The 17,836-nt window shown below is 58.1% G+C and carries 18 protein-coding genes and 1 tRNA gene; 13 read left to right on the forward strand and 6 right to left on the reverse strand.

Annotation, left to right across the window (positions count from 1 at the left end; genetic code table 11):
* From ACFDSS_RS07810 to ACFDSS_RS07820, 3 genes are all read right to left on the reverse strand, one after another.
* A partial coding sequence (locus ACFDSS_RS07810; protein WP_375255204.1) for an ATP-dependent helicase occupies positions 1-987 on the reverse strand: 987 nt, incomplete at its 3' end.
* Positions 988-1,193: 206 nt separating this feature from the next.
* The gene (locus ACFDSS_RS07815) at positions 1,194-4,430 is read right to left on the reverse strand and encodes an efflux RND transporter permease subunit (protein WP_375255205.1); all 3,237 of its coding nucleotides are present in this window, start codon (positions 4,428-4,430) and stop codon (positions 1,194-1,196) included.
* Positions 4,427-5,386 carry an efflux RND transporter periplasmic adaptor subunit gene (locus tag ACFDSS_RS07820; RefSeq protein WP_375255206.1) on the reverse strand — a complete coding sequence of 320 codons (960 nt, stop codon included), beginning with the start codon at positions 5,384-5,386 and terminating at the stop codon, positions 4,427-4,429. The genes ACFDSS_RS07815 and ACFDSS_RS07820 overlap by 4 nt, the downstream gene beginning before the upstream one ends.
* 141 nt (positions 5,387-5,527) lie before the next feature.
* Between ACFDSS_RS07820 and ACFDSS_RS07825 the strand changes: the two genes are divergently transcribed.
* Positions 5,528-5,869, forward strand: coding sequence for an ArsR/SmtB family transcription factor (locus tag ACFDSS_RS07825; RefSeq protein WP_375255207.1), 342 nt, complete (start codon positions 5,528-5,530; stop codon positions 5,867-5,869).
* Between the two features lie 235 nt (positions 5,870-6,104).
* Here ACFDSS_RS07825 and ACFDSS_RS07830 read toward each other — a convergent pair whose 3' ends face one another.
* Together ACFDSS_RS07830 and ACFDSS_RS07835 are read right to left on the reverse strand one after the other, a co-directional pair.
* A complete protein-coding gene (locus tag ACFDSS_RS07830) occupies positions 6,105-7,772 on the reverse strand; it encodes a Na/Pi cotransporter family protein (protein WP_375255208.1) in 1,668 nt (555 codons plus the stop codon).
* The gene (locus tag ACFDSS_RS07835) at positions 7,762-8,277 is read right to left on the reverse strand and encodes a hypothetical protein (protein WP_375255209.1); all 516 of its coding nucleotides are present in this window, start codon (positions 8,275-8,277) and stop codon (positions 7,762-7,764) included. Before ACFDSS_RS07835 ends, ACFDSS_RS07830 begins: the two co-directional genes overlap by 11 nt.
* Before the next feature lie 106 nt (positions 8,278-8,383).
* Here ACFDSS_RS07835 and ACFDSS_RS07840 point away from each other — a divergent pair, with 106 nt between their 5' ends.
* Together ACFDSS_RS07840 and ACFDSS_RS07845 are read left to right on the forward strand one after the other, a co-directional pair.
* The gene (locus ACFDSS_RS07840; protein ID WP_375255210.1) at positions 8,384-8,656 is read left to right on the forward strand and encodes a hypothetical protein; all 273 of its coding nucleotides are present in this window, start codon (positions 8,384-8,386) and stop codon (positions 8,654-8,656) included.
* Between the two features lie 171 nt (positions 8,657-8,827).
* Positions 8,828-10,753, forward strand: coding sequence for an acyl CoA:acetate/3-ketoacid CoA transferase (locus ACFDSS_RS07845; RefSeq protein WP_375255211.1), 1,926 nt, complete (start codon positions 8,828-8,830; stop codon positions 10,751-10,753).
* Positions 10,754-11,113: 360 nt separating this feature from the next.
* On the opposite strand, the gene ACFDSS_RS07850 is transcribed toward ACFDSS_RS07845, so the two are convergent.
* A tRNA-Thr gene (locus ACFDSS_RS07850) sits at positions 11,114-11,188 on the reverse strand.
* 88 nt (positions 11,189-11,276) lie between these two features.
* On the opposite strand from ACFDSS_RS07850, the gene ACFDSS_RS07855 reads away from it, so the two are divergent.
* From ACFDSS_RS07855 to ACFDSS_RS07900, 10 genes are all read left to right on the forward strand, one after another.
* Positions 11,277-11,420, forward strand: coding sequence for a hypothetical protein (locus ACFDSS_RS07855; RefSeq protein ID WP_375255212.1), 144 nt, complete (start codon positions 11,277-11,279; stop codon positions 11,418-11,420).
* A 6-nt stretch (positions 11,421-11,426) separates the two neighbouring features.
* Positions 11,427-12,692, forward strand: coding sequence for a UDP-N-acetylglucosamine 1-carboxyvinyltransferase (gene murA / locus ACFDSS_RS07860; protein ID WP_375255213.1), 1,266 nt, complete (start codon positions 11,427-11,429; stop codon positions 12,690-12,692).
* Positions 12,689-13,168, forward strand: coding sequence for a DUF2948 family protein (locus ACFDSS_RS07865; protein WP_375255214.1), 480 nt, complete (start codon positions 12,689-12,691; stop codon positions 13,166-13,168). Before murA ends, ACFDSS_RS07865 begins: the two co-directional genes overlap by 4 nt.
* Positions 13,169-13,226: 58 nt before the next feature.
* The gene (gene hisD, locus ACFDSS_RS07870; RefSeq protein ID WP_375255215.1) at positions 13,227-14,537 is read left to right on the forward strand and encodes a histidinol dehydrogenase; all 1,311 of its coding nucleotides are present in this window, start codon (positions 13,227-13,229) and stop codon (positions 14,535-14,537) included.
* Positions 14,534-15,013 (forward strand): UPF0262 family protein, encoded by a 480-nt coding sequence (locus tag ACFDSS_RS07875; RefSeq protein WP_375255216.1) that lies wholly within the window; start codon positions 14,534-14,536, stop codon positions 15,011-15,013. The genes hisD and ACFDSS_RS07875 overlap by 4 nt, the downstream gene beginning before the upstream one ends.
* A gap of 3 nt (positions 15,014-15,016) precedes the next feature.
* Entirely contained in the window at positions 15,017-15,499 is a 483-nt protein-coding gene (locus tag ACFDSS_RS07880; RefSeq protein WP_375255217.1) for a low molecular weight phosphatase family protein, read from the forward strand.
* A gap of 116 nt (positions 15,500-15,615) precedes the next feature.
* Positions 15,616-15,834, forward strand: a complete 219-nt coding sequence (gene infA / locus ACFDSS_RS07885; RefSeq protein WP_007205486.1) for a translation initiation factor IF-1 — start codon at positions 15,616-15,618, stop codon at positions 15,832-15,834.
* 32 nt (positions 15,835-15,866) lie between these two features.
* Positions 15,867-16,472: a Maf family protein gene (locus tag ACFDSS_RS07890; protein WP_375255218.1), complete on the forward strand. Its 606-nt coding sequence runs from the start codon at positions 15,867-15,869 to the stop codon at positions 16,470-16,472.
* Positions 16,469-17,503, forward strand: coding sequence for a ribonuclease E/G (locus ACFDSS_RS07895; RefSeq protein WP_375255219.1), 1,035 nt, complete (start codon positions 16,469-16,471; stop codon positions 17,501-17,503). The genes ACFDSS_RS07890 and ACFDSS_RS07895 overlap by 4 nt, the downstream gene beginning before the upstream one ends.
* A complete protein-coding gene (locus tag ACFDSS_RS07900) occupies positions 17,503-17,688 on the forward strand; it encodes a DNA gyrase inhibitor YacG (RefSeq protein WP_375255220.1) in 186 nt (61 codons plus the stop codon). The genes ACFDSS_RS07895 and ACFDSS_RS07900 overlap by 1 nt, the downstream gene beginning before the upstream one ends.
* Positions 17,689-17,836 lie beyond the last annotated feature (148 nt).

Here is a 17,836-nt window from a genome sequence, read left to right on the forward strand (position 1 = left end):
TAACCGCCCCTTGTTGGCGGCAATCACGCCAGAGGCCGCAGCCAGAATATGCGGGGTAGAGCGATAGTTTTCTTCCAACCGGACCACATGGGCCCCGGGGAAATCGGCCTCAAAGCGCAGAATATTGCCCACTTCCGCGCCGCGCCAGCCATAGATCGACTGATCATCGTCCCCGACACAGCAGATATTCTTATGCGACGCCGCAAGAAGACGCAGCCACATATACTGGGCGACGTTGGTATCTTGGTATTCGTCGACAAGAATGTAGCGGAACCAGCGTTGATATTGATCCAAAACATCAGCATGGGTCTGAAAAATTGTTACCATGTGTAACAGGATATCGCCGAAATCGACGGCATTCAGGTCGCGCAAACGACGCTGATAAGCGGCATAAAGCTCCACCCCTTTGTGATCGAACGCGCCACTTTCTGCGACCGGCACCTTATCCGGCGTCAGCGCCTTGTTCTTCCATCCGTCAACAATACCCGAAAGCATCCGCGCTGGCCATCGTTTGTGGTCAATGCCTGCGGCTTCAATGAGCTGCTTCATCAAGCGGATCTGATCGTCAGTATCCAGAATGGTGAAATTTGACTTCAACCCGACGAGTTCCGCGTGACGGCGAAGCTGCTTGGCACAAACAGCATGAAATGTCCCCAGCCAGGGCATCCCTTCAACCGCCTCGCCCATCAAACCACCAATCCGCGATTTCATCTCGCGGGCGGCTTTATTGGTAAAGGTGACCGCCAAAATCTCATGCGGACGCGCAGTCCCGGTTGCCAGCAAATGTGCAATCCGGGTCGTCAGGGCCTTGGTTTTGCCCGTCCCTGCCCCTGCGAGCATCAGCACGGGACCGCTCAACGTCTCTACCGCTTCCCGTTGAGCAGGGTTCAACCCGTCCAAATAGGGTGTCACCGGTCGCGCCATCGCCTGTTGACTTAGCGGCACTGCTGCGGCTTCAAAGGCATCATCTTCTGAAAAACTGCTCATCGCTCACACATAGCGCTATGCGTGCTGCGTGAAAAGCCTTGTTCCACTTCCGTTCCGCTGCCTTTGGCTCCAAGTATCCCGCCAAGACAACGCCGATCTTCTCCTCGGCTGAATAGGAATGCCGTATCTTGCGACGGTGTACTCAACCACACCCGACCATCGCAGCCGATTTGTCCAGGCGAATGACATTTCTACTGGGTTGCAATCTATCTGGCTTCGACGGCGGGCTTATAAGGCGCATCGGCATTCTTGAACAGAATGTAGATGGCCGGAATCACCAGGACCGTCAGCAAAGTCGATGAAACCAGGCCGAACAGCAGCGAAATTGCCAATCCCTGAAAAATCGGATCGGTCAGGATCACCGACGCTCCAATCATCGCGGCAATCGCCGTCAGCAAGATCGGTTTGAAACGGATCGCGCCAGCGCGCAGCAGCGTCTCGCGCAGCGGCTCATCCGCCACCGCCCCGTGGCGGATGAAATCGACCAGCAGGATTGAGTTGCGCACGATGATACCCGCAAGCGCGATGAATCCAATCATCGAGGTCGCAGTGAAGGCCGCATTGAAAAGCCAATGGCCAAAGACGATGCCGATGAAAGTCAGCGGGATCGGTGTCAGAATAATCAGTGGCACACGGAATGAACCGAACTGCGCGACCACCAGCACATAGATCGCCAGGATCGCCACACCAAAGGCCGCGCCCATGTCGCGGAAAGTGACATAGGTAACTTCCCATTCGCCATCCCAGAGCAGCGTTGGCGTCGCATCGCTGTCGGGTTGTCCGTTCAGGCTGATCTCAGGCCGCGGCACTGCGTCCGACCAAGGCCGGTCGTCCAGCGCTTCCTGCACCGCGATCATGCCATAGATCGGGGCCTCGAATTCACCCGCCATCTCCGCCATCACCATCTCGGCAAAGCGACCGTTGCGGCGGAAGATCGGGTAACTGCCCGCCTCTTCGCTTACCGAAACCACATCGCCCAGTTCCACGACCCCACGATCGCCGGGCAGCAAGTTGGCGGGCACCGGGGTCGAGGCCATGCGTTCGGACCAGGTCAGCTCGCCTCGCGGCAACGCCACCCTGATCTCGGTCGGGTCGCGGCCTTCCCCGCGATGCGAATAGCCCACCGGCACACCTTCAAACAGGGCCTGAATTGTGCTGTAGACATCGCTTTGCCGGACCCGGAAAAATTCCAGGCTGTCTTGATCGATGGCCAGCCGCAACCGCGGACGGGGGACGCCAAAACTGTCCTCGATATCGACAATGAAGGGCACCGAGGCAAAGGCTTCGCGCACCTCGCTTGCGACAGCGCGGCGGGTTTCGGCATCGGGGCCGTAGATTTCGGCCAGCAGTGTGGCCAGAACCGGCGGACCCGGCGGGATCTCGGCGATGGAGATCGAGCCACCGTCGGGCAAGTCGATATCGGCCAACAATTCACGCGCCTCCAATGCGATTTCATGAGAGGATCGTTCGCGGTCATCTTTGGGCAGCAGGTTGACCTGCAAATCGCCCAGCTCGGGGCGGTTGCGCAGGTAGTAATGACGCACCAAACCGTTGAAGTTGAACGGTGCGGCGGTTCCTGCATGCATCTGGATCGACGTCGCCTCAGGCAACCTGGCAAGACGCTCGGCGGCCTCTACCAGAACCCGCTCGGTGCGCTCAAGGCTGGTGCCTTCGGGCATATCAAGGATGACCTGGAACTCTGATTTGTTGTCGAAGGGCAGCAGCTTCACCACCACGGTGCGGTCAAAGAAGAAAGTCATCGACGCAACAGTCATTGCCAGCACCACGATCAAGAACCCCCCCGCGCGCCAGCGGCTGGCAATGATAGGCGTGGCGACCCGGCGGAACAGGCGGCCAAGCACCCCTTCGCTTTCGTGGTCATGCCCGTCATCAGCTTCCGCGCCGCCGCGACCGGCGATCTTAATCATCAGCCACGGCGTCAGGATCACCGCGACAAAGAACGAGAAGATCATCGCAGCCGAAGCATTGACCGGGATCGGCCCCATATAGGGGCCCATCAAACCCGACACAAACAGCATCGGCAACAGGGCGGCGACTACGGTCAGCGTCGCGACGATGGTGGGGTTGCCGACCTCGGCCACGGCTTCGATGGCCGCTGTGACGCGGGTGCGGCCGTCGCGCATCGCCCAGTGGCGGGCAATGTTCTCGATCACCACGATGGCGTCATCAACCAGAATACCGATTGAGAAAATCAGCGCGAACAGCGACACCCGATTGATAGTGTAGCCCATCAAGTTAGAGGCAAAGAGCGTCAGTAGAATTGTCGTGGGAATGACAATGGCGACCACGATACCTTCGCGCCAGCCAATCACGAGGGTCACCAGCAGCACGATAGAAACAGTGGCCAGGCCAAGATGGAACAACAGTTCATCGGCCTTTTCATCGGCAGATTCGCCGTAGTTGCGGGTGACCTCGACGATAATCTCCTCGGGGATCAATTCACCGCGCAGAAGCTCAAGCCGCTCCAGCACATGTTCCGACACAAGCACCGCATTAGCCCCCTCACGCTTGGCAATGGCCAGCGTCACGGCTGGCAGGCGGGTCCAGTCGGTCTCGCCTTCCTCGCGGGTCAGGGTCCAGGTGCGCGCATCCACCGGCGCGCCACCAACAACGACGTCGGCGACATCGCGGACATAGACAGGGCGGTCGTCGCGGGTCGTGAGTTGCAGCAGTCCGATATCGCCGGGGCCGCGCAGGGTCTGACCCGCGACCACCGTTTGCGTCCGGTCGAGCGCGGTGACGCTGCCGGCCGGAAAGGTCTGGTTCGCTTCAGCCACGCGGGCGGCCAAGTCTTGCAGCGTAACCCCGTATAGTGACAGTTGTTCGGGATCCGGTTCGACCCGGATCTGGTCGGTACGACCGCCAACGATGTAGGTCAGCCCGACATCCTCGACCGACATCAGCGATGCGCGCAATTCCTCGACCAGTGAATAAAGCGCGCGGTCATCCCAGCGTTCGGCGGCTTCCGGCGTAGGCGACAGGGTCAGCGCCACGATGGCCACGTCATTGATGCCGCGCCCGATGATAAGGGGTTGCGGGACGCCCTGCGGGATGCGGTCCATATTTGCCATAATGCGTTCGTTGACGCGCAAGATGGCAGAATCCGGGTTGGTGCCGACTTCAAACCGCGCGGTGACCATCACTCGGTCGTCCTCGGTCTGCGAATAGACGTGTTCAACCGCGTTGATAGAGCGCAGGATAGCTTCCAGCGGCTCGGTCACCAGTTCCACTGCATCCGGCGCACGGAGCCCGTCAGTGCGCAGCATCACGTCAACCATCGGCACCGAGATCTGCGGCTCCTCCTCGCGCGGGATGACAGTCAGTGCGATCAGCCCCATGGCGAGAGAGGCCATCAACAGAAGCGGCGTCAGCGGTGAGCGGATAAAGGCCTTGGTCAGGCGTCCTGAAATTCCCAGATTCATGGCTGCACCAACATGTCGCCAACCGACAGCCCCGAAAGAGCTTCAACACCCGCCGCAGTTTCATCCCCCAGAAGCACGACAATATCGCGCCGCCCTTCTTCGGTCTCCAGGGTCACAAAATCATTGCCGAAACGGGTCGTGACATAGTTGCGCGGGATGACGATCACCTCGCGTGTGTCCACGGTCACATGCACCCGCACCCGTTCGCCGACAAAGAAACTACCCAGACCCTCGACCACGGCATCGGCAACGACGCGGCCATTGCTGATCTGCGGATAGACTTGCCGGATCACACCGGTGGAAGCGACATCGCCGCCAAGTGCTGCACCGGCCACCGCGATTTCGTCACCCTTGGCAATGGTGCGGGCATGGCGTTCGGGCAGGTTGAGCCTGAGAAGGTAGTCATCAGAAGCGATGACGGCGACCGGTTCACCGGGGAGCATGACGCTGCCCTTCGGGCTTTGCACATCAAGGACGCGCCCGGCACCTGGGGCCAGTACCTCACCCTCGCGTTCCTGCTGCACCAGCACGTCGCGAGATTGATTGGCAGAGGCAAGGCGGCCCTCAAGCACCGCAACGGCGGTTTGCGCCTGATCCAGACGGGCCTGCGCGATGATGCCGCGCGCGAAAAGGTCAATCGCACGCTCCAGATCTTCGCGTGATTGGGCAAGTTCAGCCTGCACCGCAACCGCCTGAGACGTGGCCGAGGCGATCTGCGGGGCCATCTGTTCGTTGACCACCAGCGCCAGCACATCGCCCGCCGCGACCATATCGCCCTCATCGACCAACAGGTCCACAATCGTGCCGCCGATGCGGGTCCGCGCGGTCAACAGGTCGACGCTTTCGACCGTGGCAAAGACCGCCTTGTGGTCGGCGACCAGCGTGGTCGTGACTTCGAAGCTCTGGGCCATAACAGGCCCGGCAAGAAAAAGGGACAACAATAAGGTCTTGTACATGGTAACGCTTTCAACTTTGGCCAGATGTGTGGGCAAGCCAGCATGGCCGGATATTCGGTTGACATCTATATTAGAGAAAACTACATTAGTAAATACTAAATTAGTAAAACAATTTGCGGTCACTCGGATTGGTGCAAGACAATGACGCAACCCACGCAGGACATGTTTGCCGATCTCGAAGCGCGCGCTGCTGAAGCTGCCGCGCTTCTAAAGCAGTTGTCCAATAGGAGACGGCTGATGATTCTGTGTCGCCTCGCCGCAGGACCGGCCACCGTGTCGGAACTGTGCAAGGTAGCAGGCCTGTCGCAATCGGCGGTGTCGCAGCACTTGGCGAAAATGCGGGCCGAGGGACTGGTCTACGGTGAAAAAAACGGACTTCAGATCCACTATTCAATTACCGATCGACGCTGTCTTGAAATTCTGGTCCAATTGCGATCTAGCTTCTGTGACGTACCCGGCACCTTGAAGGGCGAAATCGGATAGTACCCTGCTATTCTGAGATAACCCTTCGAGCAAGTCGACGCACCCAACGCAATTGAAAGGATCCCATGGGCCTTCAAGCTGGGTCAATTTGAGACAAAGCCAAGCACGTCAACACCCATGATGAGCTTCCGCCGGTTTCATAAACACCGAGAAAAGGTGCTCGTGAGATTGGAGCGAAGCGATATCGGAAAGATTTTGCAGCCGAGCGTTATCACCCAAGTGATACAAGGGCGTCCTAGCTCTGCCCCTCTTTGGATACCGCGTCACTGAACAAGCCCAACTCTGTGCGCGCGATGCGCCGTATAATCTTGAAGGCGTCGTCCAGTGTCTCGGTCAGTTCAATCTCGCGCGTGTAAGTGTGCAGCCGTTTTGGGGCGTCAGATCGTAGTCGGTCAACCTGGTGGGTGGCAACGTCTTCGACCAACGCTGTGAAGCGCCCCTTCATTTGTCTGACGTCCGCTGCGGCACCGGGATCTTGTGCGTCAAGCGCCCACAGCGCACCATCCAAAGCCTCGACCACCTGCCCATGCACTTTCTTTATGAGACCCGCCGTCGCCGGGCTTATCACCACGCCTTCTTCCATCCGCTTGCGCGCAGATGTGACGAGCCCCGTGGCGATCAGATCTCCTATGTGTTCCATGTCATTTGCGATCTTGGCCAAGCCCAAAAGAAGGCGTGATTGGTCTGCGGGCAGGCTTTTCAGACTGATTTGGCGGATGTAGCCGACAATTTCTCTGTGCAGCAGGTCAACGGGGCGGTCCATTATGCGCAAACGATCTACATCTAACGGACTGCCAGTCACGACAGCCGGGATCGCGACCTGCAGCATTTCGCGCAGCAACGCACCCAAATGGACCACCTCGAGCCGAACGGCGTCAATGGCAAAGGCCGGCACGTCAAGAAAACTCGGATCAAGATGCTTAGCAGCAGACTTCTTTTCGATCTCTTCGGTCTTGTCGGGTACCAGCCATTCCATCAGTCGCGCAAGCTGAGATGTGAACCCTATGAAAAGCAGCGCGTTCGCGATATTGAAGAAGGTGTGTACGTTGGCCAACTGGCGCGGCAGACCTGAACCATCAGGGGACATCATGCGCCCCAAATCGGCAAGCTGTTCGACAAACCCAATCCAGATCACAACACCGACGACGTTAAAGAACGCATGAACCAGTGCCGCCCTGAATGCTTCCCTCGGGGCGCCAATCGACGCCAAGAGCGCCGTGACGGCAGTACCGATATTCGCACCCAAGGCCAAAGCAACTGCGGGCTCCAGGGCGATCAAACCCTGCCCTGCCATGACAATCAGAATCCCCGTCGTGGCCGAAGACGATTGCACCAATGCCGTAAATCCCGCGCCGACAAGGGCGGCCAGATATACAGAATCCAGCGACAGCATAAAGTCAAGAAACGGCCCGTAGCTGCGCAGTGGCCTCATGGCGTCGCTCATGATTGTCATGCCAAAGAAAACCATGCCAAGGCCAAGAACAATCCTCCCTTTCTCCCGAGAGGCTTTGTTCTTGGCGACGAATGACACAAAGAAACCCAGCGACAGTACCGGCAGTGCCAGCGCAGAGACATTGAAAGCAAGAAGCTGCGCGGTGATGGTCGTGCCGATGTTGGCGCCAAGGATAACGGCCACGCTTTGCCCCATGGTCATCAGACCCGCCGAGATGAAGCCGACCAGCAGTACCGTCGTGATCGAAGACGATTGGATGATCGCTGTGACAGTGGCCCCCGCAACTAACCCGGTGAGACGATTTCCCGTCATCCGGGCGAGCATCAACTTCATCGACGCACCGGCCACCTGCTTGAGCGCACGGGTCATGATATCAATGCCAAACAAAAACAGGGCCAGCCCACCGATCAGGCCGGTTCCTAACTCAAGATGGTTCAGTTCACTTTCCATTGAATACCGTCAGGCCAGCATAATCCCCCGGATCATAAAAAAACATTGCGGCGAGGCCGGCAGCCACAGGCGCTGTGATGATCCATGCCGCTGCGATCTTGAACAACAGCCTGCGTTTGACCAGTTCGATCTGGTGCACTTGTCCAAGCCCGCGCCGCGCGCGCTTGGCCAGAAGCTTCGTGCCAGCCGCCTGTTGTTTCATCTCGCGCAGCATCGCACCCTTCGTCGTAACATCCGCAGCTTCGAATTCGCTTAGGAACGCATCGACCTCCGCAGGGTCATTCCCCGCGTGGTGATCGCGAATTTCCTGCAATGTCCGCGCATAACTGGATCTAATATATTCCGTGAAAAACCCGACAGCAAAGACGCCACCTTCGGTGCGGGCATCGGTGTGGGCAATCGCAAAGAGCATGGTTCCGACAATGAAAATCAGCGTGGTGCCAAACCGAAACAACTCGTCCCGGCTCAGCTGTATGGCAAAGTCAACGCGGTCCGTTCTCAACATAGTGCCCGCCCATTTTGTTCCCCAACAAGCTAGAGGCGAGAAACCGTCGTGCCGATATGACTTATGTCAAAGCGCGCGCAATTGTTTTTGTTTCAATGCAGTCATCATGAAACACCACAACTCATCACCAGATCAGGACCGGCGAAGCGCGGCAGCCTGGGCAAGCGACAATTCAAAGGCCGCAATCAAATGGACTGAGCGTTCCGTGCCACCTGGTTTACGGCTGGCACTCGGACTATTGCTCATCGGAGGCGGCTTTTTAGGCTTTTTGCCCATTCTTGGTTTTTGGATGATTCCACTCGGTCTCGCCGTGGCCGCATTGGATATTCGTCCACTTCGTCAGGCTTTGAAAACACATATGGTCAGGCAAAAGCGATGATGGGCCCTGCGCGGCGAAGCTGCCGGTCAGCACACCGTCTGCATAGATGACTGAGGACCATGAAACATTCAGGATCCCTTTCGGTCGATCTGTTTCCTTCTGATCTTACCCTTCTGGGCGCTGGACAAGCCAGTCACCGAACGACAGCACATCCTTCAGGAGGAAGGAAAAATGCGTAGAAAAGTGATTTCCTGTCAGGATGCGGCTGCATTGATCCGGGATGAGGACGTGTTGACCACCTCTGGTTTCGTGGGAATTGGCGTTCCGGATGCGCTCCTGGTGGCCTTGGAGCAACGTTTCTTGGAGACCGGACATCCCAAGAACCTGTCCTTGGTATTTGCGGCCGGACAGGGCGACGGTGGCGACCGCGGATTGAACCACCTCGGCCACGAAGTTCTGCTCAAGCGCGTGGTCGGTGGGCATTGGGGCCTCATCCCCAAGGTGGCGGCTTTGGCTGTCGAGGGAAAAATCGAAGGATGGAACCTCCCGCAAGGATGCATCAGCCAGCTGTTTCGCGACATTGCTGCCGGCAAACCAGGCATGATGACCAAAGTCGGGTTGGAAACTTTCGTCGACCCTCGCAACGGCGGGGGCGCGATAAACGACATCTCGCTAGAACCACAAGTCGAACTGATGACGCGGGGCAGTGAGGAATTTCTCTTTTATCCCGCGCCAAAGCTGACCGTCGCATTGCTTCGTGGCACCACGGCAGATGAGACCGGCAATATCACAATGGAGCGTGAGGCACTCGTTATCGACAACCTTGCCCAAGCCATGGCGGTGAAGAACTCAGGCGGGATTGTCATCGTTCAGGTCGAACGTCTTGCTCGCGAACGCAGCCTCCCGCCACGGAACGTTCAAATCCCCGGTATACTGGTCGATGCGGTCGTCGTTGCGCCGCCTGAACTGCACATGCAAACCTACCGTACTGCCTTTTCTCATGCGTTCACCAACCGCATCCGGCCACCCGACGGCGAGATTCCCGAGATGCCTCTTGATGCACGAAAAGTCATCGCCCGCAGATGTGCTTTCGAACTTCCGGTCAACGGCGTAATCAATCTCGGTATCGGTATGCCCGAAGGCGTGGCCGCCGTTGCGGCCGAAGAGGGCCTGCTTAATCATTTGACCCTCACTGCTGAGCCGGGCGTCATTGGAGGTCAACCGGCCTCGGGACTGGATTTCGGGGCGGCGGTCGATGTTGATGCCGTCATACCGCAGAATGCGCAATTTGATTTTTATGACGGGGGCGGGTTGGACATGGCCTGTCTCGGCATCGCCCAGGCCGATGGGTTGGGGAACGTTAACGTCTCGCGGTTTGGTCCCCGTCTCGCTGGCGCCGGAGGGTTTATCAACATCAGTCAAAACGCCAGGTCACTTGTCTTTGCAGGAACATTCACAGCGGAGGGTCTGGATGTCGAAGTCGGAGATAGGGGGGTGTCGATCCGGTCTGAGGGTGCATCTCGGAAGTTCCTTGAGAATGTCGAACAGGTAACGTTTTCAGGTCGGCGCGCCGCGCGATTGCGGCAGCCGGTTCTTTACGTCACCGAGCGTTGCGTGTTTCGGTTGAACCCTGAGGGTCTTCAACTGATTGAGACAGCGCCGGGGGTCGATATCGAACGCGACATTATTAACCAGATGGGTTTCAGGCCGATCATTCAAGAGGTGCGGGAAATGGAGGCGCGCATCTTCCAGGCCGAGCCAATGGATCTCAAACGCGAGCTTTTGCATCTCGATCTGCCAGATCGAATTGCGCTGGACCCTGCGATGGGGCGCTTGTTCATAAATTTCGAAAAGATGCGGATCCGTTCGCAGGAAGAAATCGAGCAGATACGAAATCAGGTCATGGAAGTGTGCGGTCCGCTGTCCGAAAAGGTCGACGTTGTCGTGAATTATGATGGATTTCAGCTCGACGATGAGATTGCCAAGGACTTTGCAGATCTGGTCGCTGATCTGGAACGCCGTTTCTACCGTACCGTGACACGCTATTCAGGTTCTGCATTCATGCGGCTGAAGTTGGGCGAAACACTCCCTGGCGCCTCCCCGCATATTTTCGAGACCACAGAGGCCGCGCAAGCGTTTCTTGACCGGCCGCGTTGAACAAGCATTGGCAGGGCGGTTCTCGAAAAATGCCGCACGACGGCTTCGTCCCGCATCTTGTCATTTCATGGCCCGTACTGCGAATGACCGCATCGCCGACAAACGCTCGCGTCGAATCCGCAACCTGTTGAAGGTTTGCCTGACCGGCGAATGCGATCCCTCAACGGTGCGCTTGATTTCAAGCTTCGCAGATGCGTGGGATTTCATTCCCCGTATCCCCCACTTCCTGTTGTACTTTTTGAGCAACCCGTTCGGACGCGCGGTTCACTTTGCCGGAATGCGACGGAGTATACAGATCAGGCTACCGGAAAATCCAGCACGCCACAGTTGATAATACTTCTCTGAAAAATCTGCGTCATATGGTGCTGCTGCGGAGATTCGAACTCCGGACCTCTCCCTTACCAAGGGAGTGCTCTACCCCTGAGCTACAGCAGCATCCGATAAAGCGGGGAATTAGACGCTATCGGTCTTTGGTGCAAGCCCTCACTGGACGGTTTTTGACCCTTTTGATAAGACCGCTGGCATGAGCGACAAACCAATCAAGACAAAGGCCGATAAGACCGCTAAAACCCGCGAAGACAGGTTGAAAGCGGCGTTGAAGGCCAATATGGCCAAACGCAAGGCACAAACCCGCGCGCGCACCGTCGGGGCAGATAAGAAAGAGTAGGCAGGCATGGATTCGATTGTTGTCACGGGCGGCACCCCCCTTAGCGGCAAAATCGCCATCGCGGGGGCCAAGAATGCAGCTCTCACGCTGATGCCCGCCACGCTTTTGTCCGAGGAACCGCTGACGCTGACAAACGCACCGCGCTTGTCGGACATCAAGACCATGACTGCCTTGTTGCAGTCCTTGGGTGTCGAAGTGACCTCCATGCAAGGCGGCAAAGTGCAGGTCCTGTCTTCGCACGCAATGACCTCGACCACGGCTGACTATGAAATTGTGCGCAAGATGCGGGCTTCCAATCTGGTGCTTGGTCCCCTGCTCGCCCGGCATCACAGGGCGGTCGTTTCGCTCCCCGGCGGTTGCGCCATTGGTGCCCGCCCGATGGATATCCACGTCACCGCGCTTGAGACGATGGGTGCGCAGATTGAATTGAAAGACGGCTACCTGCACGCCACCGCCAAGGGTGGTTTGAAAGGGGCGAAAGTGCCTCTGCGCTTTGCCTCTGTCGGCGCGACAGAGAACGTTTTGATGGCCGCAACCCTCGCCAAGGGCACAACCGTGATTGAAAACGCCGCCCGCGAGCCTGAGATCGTCGATCTGGCCCAATGCCTGCGCCGCATGGGTGCGCAGATCGAAGGCGAAGGCACCAGTACGATTACTATTCAAGGCGTTGATCGATTAGGGGCTGCGACCCATCCCGTCGTCACAGACCGGATTGAACTGGGCACTTATATGCTCGCCCCTGTTTTTGCGGGCGGCGAAGTCGAATGCCTTGGTGGTCGTTTGGATCTGGTCGGCTCCTTCGCCGAAAAACTGGATGCTGCGGGCGTCGATGTGACCGAAACACCTGACGGCCTAAAGGTTAAGCGACAAACCGATCGCGCCAAGGCCGTGAACGTCACAACAGAGGTCTTCCCCGGCTTTCCAACTGACCTGCAAGCACAGATGATGGCAATGTTGTGCACGGCAGGCGGGACATCCGTGCTAGAGGAAAAGATATTTGAGAACCGGTTCATGCACGCCCCTGAACTGATCCGCATGGGCGCCAATATCGACGTCCATGGCGGTATCGCAACCGTCCACGGTGTTGAACGCCTCAAAGGTGCGCCTGTGATGGCAACCGATTTGCGCGCATCTGTTTCGCTCATCCTCGCCGGTTTGGCTGCTGAAGGTGAAACGACGGTCAGCCGCATCTATCACCTTGATCGCGGCTATGAGCACATTGAAGAGAAACTCAGCGGTGTGGGCGCGAAAATCGAAAGGGTTTCGGCATGACCAATGACGCAACATTTGAAGACGGGCGCGAACAACCTCTGCGGCTCAAGGCGCTGGATGCGGATGATCTGGCGGTCATGGCCGCGCTGGTGCAGGACGCGATCTTTCCCTCTGCGGAAATGAAATGGGATACCAAGGCCCGCCGATTTGCGATCCTGATCAACCGGTTTCGCTGGGAAGATGCGGAACATGCGCAGCTGCGCAAGCGCGGCTATGAGCGTGTTCAGTCGGTACTCGCCATTGAAGACGTGATAAAAGTCCAGAGCCAAGGCGTCGATAAATCCGACCCGGACATGATCTATTCCCTCCTTTCAATGACCTTTACGGGTGGCGAAGATGGCACAGGGCGTATTGAACTCACACTCGCTGGGGACGGAGTGATCGGGCTGGACGTGGAAACGCTCGAAGTGCTTTTGCGCGACGTGACCCGCCCCTATATCGCGCCCTCCGCCAAGGCCCCCTCGCACCCGGCGTAAAGCATCCATTGAACGCCCCCGCAGGCGCCGCTATGTGGTGGCCCCAAGGAGTTTGTTGATGCCACAGTTTATATCTACATCTGACGCCGATTTTGAGGCCCGTTTCACCGCCCTTCTAGGTGCAAAACGTGAAGACAGCCCGGACGTTGACCAAGTGGTTGCGGAAATCATCGCCGATGTGAGGGCGCGCGGTGATACAGCGGTGATCGCCCTGACATCCAAATTCGACCGACTTGACCTAACGCCGGAAACCATGCGCTTCTCAGCGGCCGAGATTGCCGCGGAATGTGCCAAGGTCGATGATGCCGATCGCGCCGCCCTGGAAATCGCGGCAGCGCGCATTCGGGCCTATCACGCACGTCAAATGCCAGAAGATGCCGCATGGACCGATGACGTCGGCGCCATGCTCGGATGGCGCTGGACGCCCGTGTCGGCGGCGGGGCTTTATGTGCCGGGCGGTTTGGCCTCTTACCCCTCCTCTGTCTTGATGAACGCAATCCCCGCAAAGGTCGCAGGCGTCGGGCGTTTGGCCATCGTCGTGCCGACGCCTGACGGCGTGACCAACCCTCTGGTTCTACTTGCCGCACAGATTGCAGGCGTGGATGAGATTTACCGCATTGGCGGCGCGCAGGCCGTTGCTGCGCTTGCATATGGCACGCAAACCATTGCACCCGTTGATAAAATTACTGGTCCCGGCAATGCTTTCGTCGCTGCCGCCAAGCGGCGCGTCTTTGGCAAGGTCGGGATCGACATGATCGCGGGACCGTCCGAAATTCTGGTCATTGCGGACAAAGACAACGACCCGGACTGGATTGCCCTCGACTTGCTCAGCCAAGCGGAACACGATGAAAGCGCGCAATCGATCCTGATAACAGATGACGCGGATTTCGGGCAAACGGTCGCCGCGGCCGTGGACAAACGGCTGGAGACGCTGGAACGGCGCGCGATTGCAGGCGCAAGCTGGCGTGACAATGGGGCTGTTATCACGGTCACAAATTTCGACGAAGCCGTTGCCCTATCCGACCGGATCGCCCCCGAACACCTAGAGATTTGCACAGCAGACGCAGAGGCGCTGACGGGCAAGATCACTCACGCCGGTGCCATCTTCATCGGCAGTTGGACACCAGAGGCCGTTGGTGACTACATTGGCGGTCCCAACCATGTTCTGCCGACCGCACGTTCGGCACGTTTTTCGAGCGGCCTGTCTGTTATGGATTTCATCAAACGCACCACCCTGTCACGCATGACACCGGACGCTTTGGCCGCGATTGGGCCTGCGGCGGAACGGCTGGCAATTTCCGAAAGCCTGCAAGCACATGGCTTGTCTGTGCGCGCTCGCCTCGATCGCCTGAACCGAGGTGACGTATGAGCAAGATCATCCATATCGACCTTGACGACCGCAATCTGCCACCGCCAACACCAGAGATCGATCAAGAACGCAAAGTCGCGATGTTCGACCTGCTTGAGCACAACTGCTTCACGCTCCCCGCGCGCGAAGGGCGCGATGTGCCGCCGGGGCCATATAAGCTCAGTCTCAGCATTAAAGAACGGCGACTTGTCTTTGATATAAAACAGGAAGATGGCAGCGACGCCGGTGCATTTCTGCTGTCGCTTGGGCCATTCCGTCAGGTTGTAAAAGACTATTTCCAGATTTGCGAAAGCTATTTTGACGCCGTCAAAACCCTGCCTCCAAGCCAGATCGAAACAATCGATATGGCGCGCCGCGGGATCCACAATGAAGGCGCGCGGGTGCTGCAAGAACGGCTCGAAGGCAAGGCAGAGGTCGACAACGACACCGCACGCCGCCTGTTCACGCTTATTTGCGTCTTGCACTTCGGGGGCTGAAGTATGGCGGACGGCAAAACATATGAGGACCTTCCCCAATCGGTCTTGTTTTGCTGTGACCATAACTCCGTCCGCTCGCCCATGGCCGAAGGGATCATGAAGCAGCTCTACGGCAAGCAGAGCTATGTGCAATCCGTTGGCGTCAAAAACGATCTTGAAATTGACGGCTTTTCCGTCGCTGTTTGTGCGGAAATCGGGGTGGAGCTTTCCCGCCATCGCTCAAGATCATTTGACGAGATGGAAGATTGGGGTGATGACCTGTCTTCTTTCGATTTGGTGCTGGCCTTGTCGCCTGCCAGCCAACGGCGCGCGCTCGATCTAACCCAATTCTACCACCTCGATGTGGAATACTGGCCGATCCTTGATCCAACCGGGCTGGGCGACAATCGGGAGGCGCGGCTCGCCCTTTACCGCCAGGCGCGCGACCAGATCAAGGATCGCCTGATTGGGCGTTGGGGCCCCGGTATCGAAGCGGCAGAGGACTAGGCGCACCAAATGCGTCAATCCGGCCAGGTTAACGCCGATTAGCCCTTGAAAAATAGTCAATTCAGGCGCATTTAGACGCCGTTCACATCAAGTGGACGATTTTGATAGGAGATCACATGGCCAAGGAAGAACTGCTCGAATTCCCAGGTGTCGTAAAAGAACTTCTGCCAAACGCGACGTTTCGGGTCGAGCTGGAAAACGGCCATGAGATCATCGCGCATACGGCAGGCAAGATGCGCAAGAACCGCATCCGCGTTCTGGCAGGCGACAAGGTACAGGTGGAAATGACACCCTACGATCTGACCAAGGGTCGGATTAACTACCGGTTTAAGTAGCGTGACGCGCTGCTTCGCACGCGGGGCATGATATGACGACCCAGCCCTCTGACGCTTCGCTGAAGCTTGTGCTCGGCTCCGGCTCACCGCGGCGATTGGAGCTGTTGGCGCAACTGGGACTGGCCCCGTCCGCGATCCGCCCCCCCGATATCGACGAAGACGTGCGCAAAGGTGAGTTACCGCGCGATTACGTCAAACGCATCGCCGCCGAAAAAGTCGCCGCTGTGGAAGCCGCCGCCGATGAGGTCGTGCTTTGTGCAGACACCACTGTCGCGCTGGGACGACGCATCATGGGAAAGCCGGCCGACGCAGGTGAGGCGGCCCAATTTTTATACGCCCTGTCAGGACGCCGCCACAAAGTCATCACCGCGATCGCCGTGAAACGCGGCGCGCAGGTCTGGACGAAGGATGTGCAGAGCACAGTCGCGTTCAAGCAGCTCTCGGACGCGGACGTAAACGCATATCTGGCCAGCAATGACTGGCGCGGCAAGGCGGGCGGATACGCCATTCAAGGCCCTGCCGGTGCATTCATCCCTTGGATCAACGGCTCATACACCGGCATCGTCGGCCTGCCTTTGACAGAAACCGCAGGCATTTTGACCGCCGCCGGTATGCCCATCCATAGGGAGCAAACATGAAGGGGCGCACGATTGTCCTCGATCACATCGGCGATCTGGAAACAGCTGCCTATCTGATCGATGGGAAGCTTGATGACATCTTGATCGATGACGCGGATGCGCCGCGCGCAGGTGCAATTTTCCGCGCGATCTGCGACCGCCCGATCAAAGGGCAAGGGGGCATGATGCTGCGCTTGCCTGACGGCGAAACAGCGTTTCTTCGCCAAGGCAAAGGCCTGCGCCCCGGTCAAGCGATGCTGGTGCAAGTCACCGGCCATTCCGAAGCAGGCAAGGCCGTTCCGGTGACGGACCGTGTCCTTTTCAAAAGCCGCTATGCGATTGTAACACCGGGCAAACCCGGCCTGAATATTTCACGACAAATCACGGATGAAGACACGCGGGATAACCTTTTGGCCATTGCCCACGGCGTGTTTGATGCCCCGCATGGGCTGATCCTGCGGTCATCTTGTGAAGGCGCTGATGAGACTGATATTGCGGAAGATATTCTGGCTATGTCTGCGCTGGCAGACATTGTCCTGGCCGATGCGCAGGGCGATAGGCCAGAGGCGCTGACCGAAGGGGATGGGCCACATACTGTCGCTTGGCGCGAATGGACGGGCCGGGCAGACGTGGTGACGGATACCGGGTCATTCGCGTATCTGGGCGTTCTCGACCAGATTGCCGCCATAAAGGATGCGCGCGTAGCGCTTGGCGAAGGACATATGTATGTCGAACCAACGCGCGCGCTGACTGCTGTGGATGTGAACACAGGCAATGACACATCACCTGCTGCGGCTCTTAAAGCGAACCTAGCCGCTGCACGCGCCCTACCCCGCGCCTTGCGGCTGCGTGGACTGGCAGGCCAGATCAGCGTTGATTTCGTCTCGATGTCGAAGGCCCACCGCAAGCAGGTGGAGCAATCCCTGCGCGCCGCTTTCAAGGCCGACCCGATTGAGACATCTTTGGTCGGCTGGACCCCCATGGGCCTGTTTGAGCTGCAACGCAAACGCGAACGCCCGCCCTTTCCGAAAGCACTCTTGAGGGACATCTGATGGCCTGCCCGATCTGCGACAAACCAACTGAAACCAAGTTCCGCCCTTTTTGTTCAAGACGGTGCGCGGACATTGATTTGGGCAAGTGGTTTTCGGGCGGCTACGTAATCCCGGCAGAGACGCCTGAGGATGAAGAAGATCTCGAAACCGCGCTGCGGCGGGCCGAGACACAGAAACCGCACTAGGCGTTGTTTTTTCGGCGACTTCCCTATGGACACCCTCAGCGGTCACGTCTAAACCGCTGATACCCAAGCGAAGCGCGCGCGCATCGCATCCCGATGCCCGGGTAGCTCAGGGGTAGAGCAGTGGATTGAAAATCCTCGTGTCGGTGGT

The organism is Yoonia sp. (assembly GCF_042093035.1).
In the GTDB taxonomy this organism is placed as follows: Bacteria; Pseudomonadota; Alphaproteobacteria; order Rhodobacterales; family Rhodobacteraceae; genus Yoonia.